The following is a 7,727-nucleotide window of genomic DNA, read 5'->3' as shown; positions in this document are numbered from 1 at the left end:
GGCGTCCTCGTCTTCCCGGGCAATGGCATCCAAGAGAACCTCGCCGACAAGGCTAAGAAGCTCGGTATTCCGGTCATGAAGTTCGAGAAGGGGGCGTGAGCCCCATTCTCCCCTCGCGGGGAAATCGAGGTGGAAGCGCAGACTTCCACCTGATATTGTGGGGAAAACCTCAGTCGATCACTACATGTACCACAGTTCGATCCAGCTCGATGTCTTCCCGACCGATGTGCAGATGCGCCGGATCGATCCGGCGCGCAACATGCGTCGCTTCTATAGGCTGAGCGTGCAACGCGACCTCTTCGGTCGTGCCAGCCTCGTGCGGGAATGGGGCCGGATCGGCTTCCGGGGTCAGATGATGGTCGAGACGCACCCCGATGAAGGCAAAGCCATCACGGCGCTGTTGAAGCTGGCAGCGGTGAAGAAGCGGCGCGGGTACGTCGACTGACGCTGAAACCAAACGAGCGCGCCACGAAGAACTGACGGTTGGTTATCGTCATGTGTTTGCCCGATTTACGTTGAAAAACCGAAGCCTAAGCCCTAGGGTCAGCGGAGGCCCAGTTATTGGGCGCGCATAGTTTTAATGCGCACGGGTATGCTTGGGGGGAAGTCGTGTCCAACGACAAGTCGGATCTACGCTGGGGAGTCGAGCAACGTCTCGAGTTCATAGAGTTCCGCCTGTTCTGGGAGGGGCACGTGAACCGCATTGATCTGATGGATCAATTCGGGGTTTCGGTGAACCAGGCCTCTATGGATCTAAATCGCTATATCGGCTTCGCACCAGACAACATGGTCTACGACAAAAGCGCCCGGACCTACGTTCGCGGGCCAGGGTTCAAGCCACAGTTTCTAGAGCCTGACGCAAGCAGGTATCTGGCCCAGCTGCGGTCTGTCGCTGACGGTATCCTCGACAGAGAGGACTCCTGGATAGCCGACTTGCCGCCCTACGCAGCCTCGCCGACGCCCGTGCGAGGCGTCGACCCTGTCACGCTCCGGTCGGTCGTCGGAGCCATCCGGCGTTCGGAGGCGATCGAGGTCAAGTATCAGTCCTTGTCGAACCCCGAGCCGCGTTGGCGCTGGATCGCGCCCCATGCCATCGCGTTTGATGGCTTCCGTTGGCACGCACGCGCCTATTGTCTCTCCGACAAAGTCTTCAAGGATTTCCTTCTCTCTCGGATGATCGAAATTCGCGGTTCCACTGAGACCGCGGTGGTGCCAGCGGAAGACGCAGAGTGGAATGATGACGTGGTCCTCGAGATAGGCCCACATCCTGATCTTTCCCCGACGCAGGCAAAGGTCATCGCGCTCGACTACGGCATGGATGGGGGAAAGGCGGCGATCAAGGTCAGGCGTGCCCTTCTCTATTACGCTTTGCGACGGCTTGGACTGGATACCGATCCCGGGGCACGAGCGCCCCAGGATCAGCAGATCGTGCTTCTGAATGCCGCCCAGATTTCTTCCAGTGCGCGTCCGCCCAGTGCCAGCGGGAGGAGCGTGTGATCGAGGAGCTCGAACGAAAAATCGCCGATACAACGCCGTTGAACAGCAAGCTGGTACTGCTGATCGGTCTGCCGCGCAGTGGGAAGACCGCCCTCCTTGGCCAGCTATCAGGTCGCATGAAGGTCCCTGTTCTGAACGTCGGCCTAGCTCTCGGGCGGGACTTGTTGGGTCTTCCACGGACGCGCCGACACCTGCAGGTATCAGAGCTTTTCAAAGGCTTGGCGGATACGGCAGCCGGTCATGGTCTGCTCCTGGTCGACAACATTGAGCTTCTGTTTGACAGAACACTCCGGGTGAGCCCGCTAGATGTCTTGAAGGCTCAGGCTCGTGTCCGGCCAGTGGTAGCGGCTTGGCCCGGTGAGCTCCGTGAGAACCGCCTGTCCTATGCCGTGTCAGGCCATCCAGAACATCAGGATCATAGCCCCGACGGCACGATCCTATTTGAAGTACGTTGAGAGGAAACGGGTATGCCCATGCATTATGGCGATCTCATTCAGTTCGAGCAGATCGAGTCTGTCATTCAGCTTCTCGACGCCAACCGGCCCGAAGAAGCCAAGAAGTTGGTCTCGACCTACGTCATTTCCGACGACATGGCCGAACGCATCGCGAACCAGATGATCCCACAGCTTTCGTTTGATGAGAGCGTGGATCACAAGGGGGTTTTGGTCGTCGGCAACTACGGGACTGGTAAGTCTCACCTGATGTCCGTGCTGTCGCTCGTGGCAGAAGATGCGGCTTATCTGCCTATCATCCGGCATCCGAAGGTGGCCGCAGCAGCCACCGCGATTGCGGGCAAATTCAAGGTCCACCGGATCGAGGTATCCAGCCAGATGTCTCTCCGGGACATCATCACCCAACAGCTCGAACTGTTCCTCGAGAAGCACGGTGTGACGTACGCGTTTCCGCCAGCTGACAAGGTCGTCAACAACAAAGCCTCTTTTGAGGAGATGATGGCCGCGTTCTCAGAGGTGCATCCGGACCACGGCGTTCTTCTCGTGGTCGACGAGTTCCTCGAATACCTGAGGTCTCGCCGTGACCATGATCTCGTGCTCGACCTGTCGTTCCTGCGTGAGATTGGCGAGGTCACGAAGCATCTCCGCTTCCGTTTCGTCGCGGGCGTTCAGGAAGCGATCTTCGACAGTGGCCGCTTTCAGCATGTCTCGGACAGCCTTCGGCGCGTGAAGGACCGGTTCACACAGGTGCTGCTCGCTCGTCAGGACGTCAGCTTCGTTGTCGCCGAGCGACTCCTCAAGAAGACTGCAGACCAGCAAGACAAGATCCGAGCCTATCTGACACCCTTCGCCAAGTTCTACGGGTCCATGAACGAGCGCATGGACGAATATGTTCGGCTTTTCCCGGTGCACCCGGATTACATCGGGACATTCGAGCGGCTCGTCTTCACGGAGAAGCGCGGCGCCTTGGTCACGTTGCGGGACCAGATCCAGGCCGTTCTGAAGGACGAGGTGCCTCAGGATCGGCCGGGGCTTATCGGCTACGACAAGTTTTGGGAAACCGTCGTTTCCAATGGTGTGCTGAAGGCCGATCCGAATATCGGTCCGGTCCTGAAGGTGTCCGAGGTGCTGTCGGAGCGCGTTCGCAAAGCGTTTACGCGGCCGCAATACAGACCGATGGCGCTGAGGATAATTGATGGTCTCGCTGTCCACCGTCTGACGACGGGTGGGGACATCTATGTCCCAGTCGGCCCCACGGCAGAGGAATTGCGCGATACGCTTTGCCTCTACCAGCCTGGGATTGAAGACATGGGCGGCGATCCTGAGGCCGATCTGCTTTCGATTGTCCAAACTGTGTTGAGAGAGACCATCCGAACCGTCAACGGGCAGTTCATCTCCAAGGCCCCAGACACCGAGCAGTACTTCCTCGACCTCAAAAAGGACGTGGACTACGACGCGCAGGTCGAGAAACGTGCCGACGTGCTGTCCAATGATGCCCTGGATCGCGCCTATTACAGCGCCATTAGGCAGCTGATGGAGCGGACTGACGAGACGTCCTATGTGACGGGGCACCAGATCTGGCAATACCAGATCGAGTGGCAGGATCGCCGCGTTGAGCGCAATGGCTACCTCTTCTTTGGTGCCCCTAACGACCGGCCAACGGCGCAGCCGGAGCGGGATTTCTACATCTACTTCATCCAGCCGTTTGAGCCGCCGCGCTTCCGCGACGACCAAAAAGCCGATGAGGTGTTCTTCCGACTGAAGAACCCTAATGACGCCTTCCGGCGCCATTTGTCCTTCTACGCAGCGGCGCAGGACCTGGCTTCAACTGCCAGCGGTGGTGCGAAGTCGGTCTATCTTGACAAGGCCAAGGATGCTCTGCGCGACATGAGCAAATGGCTGCAAGAAAAGCAGATGTCGGCCTTCGAGGTGACTTATCAGGGTAAGTCCAAGGCGCTGCAGGAGTGGACCAAAGGCGTCTCGCTACGAGAAAAGGCACGCCTTGGTCCGGAAGAGCGGATCAACTTCCGTGACGTGGTGAATGCGATTTCCGGGCTCGCGCTGAACAACCAGTTCGGGGAGGTTGCACCAGAGTATCCGAGGTTCTCGGCACTTGTGACCGAGTCCAACCGGAAGCAGCTCATCGGCAACGCGCTTCGCGTGCTGGCTGGGGGCAACCGAACTAAGGATGCAGTCATCATCCTTGATGGTCTCGAGATGCTCGACGGCGATCGGATCGACCCGACGCAGTCCCGTTATGCCTTGGATGTCCTGAACCGGTTGAAGGCCAAGGGCCATGGCCAGGTTCTGAACCGGAGCGAGCTGATCAGCGGTGATGCCGAGGTCGAGTGCTTTGCGCCCATCAAGTTCCGCCTCGAGCCGGACCTGCTCGCAGTCGTTCTCGGCGGATTGGTGTATTCGGGTGACGTCGTCCTTGCCGTCACAGGCGACAAGATTGACTCGAGCAAGATTGGCGCTCTTGCCGAGCGTCCGCTCGACGAACTGAAGCAGTTCAAACATGTCGAGGCCCCCAAGGAAATCAACGTTGCGGTCTTGCGGTCCTTGTTCGAGGTCCTGGGGCTTGCTCCTGGTCTGGCTCAACAAGCGACACAAGGTTCCGACGAGCCAGTGATCAAGCTTCAGGAGGAAGTCGGAAAGCTCACCAAGCGCGTTCTCTCGTCGTCGCATGATATGTCGGGCCGTCTGAGCTTCTGGGGCCAGGCGCTTCTGCGGGAAGATGAGATCCGCGATTGGCGTTCCAAGCTCGATGAGCTCAAAGCCTTCTCGGAAAGCCTCGCCCCCTACAACACGGTGGGCAAGCTCAAGAACCTGCGCATCGGCTCGGACGATATCGCCGCTCAGAGCAAGAACCTCGATGTCCTGAAAGCAGTCGAGGCCATGCTGGAACTGATCGCTGACCTAGGCACCGTCGCGGCCTATCTCTCCCAAGCTGAAATGGTCCTGTTGCCGGAACATCCTTGGGTGAAGCAGGCGCAGGAGGTGCGCAAGCAGCTCCTTGAGAAGCTGGCAAGCGATCGCACGGCCCAACATGCGGCCGAGTACCGTCAGACGCTGGCCAAGCTCAAGAAGGACTACATCACCGCCTACATCGCGCAGCACAGCCGGGCGCGTCTCGGTGTCGCCGAGGACAAGACCAAGGCTTCCCTGCGGAAGGATCCGCGCCTCGCGTCGATGCGGACGCTGATGAACGTGTCGCTCATGCCCACCAGCCAGCTCACCGGCTACGAGGACAAGCTCGAGAAGCTGAAAAGCTGCGCGTCACTGCTGGAGTCGGAACTGTCCGCCAGCCCGATGTGCCCGCACTGCAGCTTCAAGCCTGCCAACGAGCAGGGCGACATGTTGCCCGCGGCCAATGTGCTGAAACAGCTTGATGAAGAGCTGGACCGGCTGATCGACGGCTGGCGACAGACGCTGCTCGACAACCTCGAAGACCCGACGATCCAGGAGAACCTCGATCTGCTGAAGCCAACGGCACGCGGCTTGGTCCAGGCCTTCGTCTCGACGAAGGCCCTCCCCGATCCGGTGACTGGCGACTTTGCGTCCGCGATCCAGGATGCGTTGTCAGGGCTGGAGAAGGTCAATGTCGGCAGCGACGACATCAAGGCCGCGCTGCTGCAAGGCGGCTCGCCAGCAACGCCCGAAGATCTGCGCAAGCGGTTCGAGGCCTTCCTTAATGACCGGTGCAAGGGCAAGGACACCACGAAGCTGCGCTTTGTGGTCGAGTGATTGCCTGCCTTCTCCCTTTCTTGAAAGAGACTACCTATGAGTGACCAACTGAAAATGGAAAGCGGGAAGAGCGGCGGACCGGTCGAATGCCTTGGCATGACCTTCCCGAGCGAGGATGCTCGGCGCGACCACTTCCTCAACCTTCTGGCTGAGAAGCTGAAGGATCCTGCCTTCCGGGCTCAGGAGGGGTTTCCCACTGGAACAGACGAGGCGATCCTCGCGATGTCGGATCCGCCTTACTACACCGCTTGCCCTAACCCTTGGTTGGCTGAGTTCGTGAAGCACTTTGGCAAAGAGTACGATCCAACAGTAAAGTACTCCCGTGAACCTTTTACGGCTGACGTGACTGAGGGCAAGAATGATCCAATCTATAATGCACATGGGTACCATACGAAGGTGCCACATAAGGCAATTATGAGATACGTGCTTCACTACACGCAGCCTGGTGACCTAATTATGGATGCATTCTGTGGTACAGGTATGACTGGTGTTGCTGCGCAGCTGTGTGGGGATGCAAAGGCGGTACAGTCTTTGGGTTACCGAATAAATTCAGATGGGGCTATTCTTCAGAGCTCAGTTACTGAAAACGGATCTGAATGGGTTCCATTCTCGAAGCTGGGCGTTCGACACGCGATCCTCGGTGATCTGGCCCCGGCAGCAACTTTCATTTCTAATAACTATAATACACATCGAGATCCAATTGATCTGGAGATCAAATCACGCGAGGCGCTCAAAAGGCTACGCGCTGAGTTCGACTGGATGTTTCTGACACTTCACAATCCAAAACCTGCGCATCTCTCTGAAGCTGAAGAGTTGTTGACAGCGCAAGCTACGCCCGACCTAACCAAAATAGGGCAAACTGGAAGCATTAATTATACTGTTTGGTCGGATGTCTTCACGTGCCCAAACTGCGCGGGAGAAATCATTTTTTGGAATAGTGCTGTTGATATAGATAACGGAAAAGTCAGAGATTCTTTCTCATGCCCCTCGTGTAAAAAGTCTGACTTGGAAAAGCGGGGCCTTGATCATGCTATGGAGACCGTCTTTGATCACGCACTTGGCAACATCATAACGCAGGCCAAAATTGCACCAGTTAGAATAAACTATACAGTGGGAACCAAGCGGTTTGACAAGGTACCCGACAAAGTAGACATCGCGATGTGTAAACTGATAGAGGGCCGTGCGCTATCAGGAAAGTTTCCAGCAAGTCGATTAATCGATGGTCAGGAAACTAGAAGAAACGATCCTATCGGCATCACGCATGTGCATCATTTTTATACGCGGCGCAATCTCACAGTGTTTTCGTCTGCTTTCCAAGAGTTTCCGTCTGAACTAAAATGGGCCGTAACTGGAAGCATCCAGAGAGGTTCTAAGCAGCATCAGATAGCAATTACTCGTGTTGGTGGCGAAAAAGCTGGGGAAGGCGGCGCCACAGCGGGTCACCGTCGTGGCACGCTCTACATTCCGTCCAATCAAATTGAAATGAATCCTATCGTTCTTTTGCAGGACCGAATATCGGCAATGAAGAAGGCGGCGTTGGGTCGCAGACGTGGGCGTCCGATAATTACAACTCAATCGACAACCGCGCTCCCGCTGCCAGACAATAGTTTAGATTACTTGTTTTTCGACCCACCATTTGGAGCAAATATAAACTACTCTGAACTTAACTCCCTAATGGAGGGCTGGCTCGGTGTGATGACGAGTCGTAATCATGAGGCCATAGAGGACAAACGACAAAAGAAAGATGTGAACGCCTACAGAGACTTGATGGCGCGCTGCTTCCGCCAAGCGTACCGGGTTCTCAAGCCCGGACGGTGGATGACAGTCGAGTTTTCGAATACGCAAGCAGCGATCTGGAATGCTATCCAGGCTGCCTTACAAGAGGCAGGATTCGTGGTAGCCAACGTATCTGTCCTCGACAAGAAGCGAGGTGGTGAACCGCGCCGGGTTTGCCGGAGGCTCCAACTCTTGAGTAGGATGGAGCATCATGAGCAAGACCACGAACAAGTATTCCCCTGAGGTGCGCGAGCG

The 7,727-nt window shown here is 56.9% G+C and carries 5 protein-coding genes; all 5 read left to right on the top strand.

The features are described from left to right. Window positions 1-184: 184 nt before the first annotated feature. The 5 genes from ACFQXB_RS20170 (at window position 185) to ACFQXB_RS20150 (ending at window position 7,715) form a co-directional block, all read left to right on the top strand. Window positions 185-445: a WGR domain-containing protein gene (locus ACFQXB_RS20170; protein ID WP_377406994.1), complete on the top strand. Its 261-nt coding sequence runs from the start codon at window positions 185-187 to the stop codon at window positions 443-445. A 164-nt stretch (window positions 446-609) separates the two neighbouring features. Continuing rightward, complete coding sequence (locus ACFQXB_RS20165) at window positions 610-1,497, top strand: helix-turn-helix transcriptional regulator (protein ID WP_377406993.1); 888 nt, start codon at window positions 610-612, stop codon at window positions 1,495-1,497. Beyond that, complete coding sequence (gene brxF / locus ACFQXB_RS20160) at window positions 1,494-1,952, top strand: BREX-3 system P-loop-containing protein BrxF (RefSeq protein ID WP_377406992.1); 459 nt, start codon at window positions 1,494-1,496, stop codon at window positions 1,950-1,952. The genes ACFQXB_RS20165 and brxF overlap by 4 nt, the downstream gene beginning before the upstream one ends. 12 nt (window positions 1,953-1,964) lie before the next feature. Continuing rightward, window positions 1,965-5,696, top strand: coding sequence for a DUF6079 family protein (locus tag ACFQXB_RS20155; RefSeq protein WP_377406991.1), 3,732 nt, complete (start codon window positions 1,965-1,967; stop codon window positions 5,694-5,696). A 36-nt stretch (window positions 5,697-5,732) separates the two neighbouring features. After that, entirely contained in the window at window positions 5,733-7,715 is a 1,983-nt protein-coding gene (locus ACFQXB_RS20150; RefSeq protein WP_377406990.1) for a DNA methyltransferase, read from the top strand. Window positions 7,716-7,727: the final 12 nt, after the last annotated feature.

The organism is Halodurantibacterium daqingense, assembly GCF_042666235.1.
GTDB classification, from domain to species: domain Bacteria; phylum Pseudomonadota; class Alphaproteobacteria; order Rhodobacterales; family Rhodobacteraceae; genus Halodurantibacterium; species Halodurantibacterium daqingensis.
This window is presented reverse-complemented; position numbering and strand designations above follow the sequence as displayed.

Excerpts from the sequence above, each read along its gene's own strand:
- ACFQXB_RS20170 (WP_377406994.1), top strand. The coding sequence starts at position 185 with ATGTACCACAGTTCGATCCAGCTCGATGTCTTCCCGACCGATGTGCAG.
- ACFQXB_RS20155 (WP_377406991.1), top strand. The coding sequence starts at position 1,965 with ATGCCCATGCATTATGGCGATCTCATTCAGTTCGAGCAGATCGAGTCT.
- ACFQXB_RS20150 (WP_377406990.1), top strand. The coding sequence starts at position 5,733 with ATGAGTGACCAACTGAAAATGGAAAGCGGGAAGAGCGGCGGACCGGTC.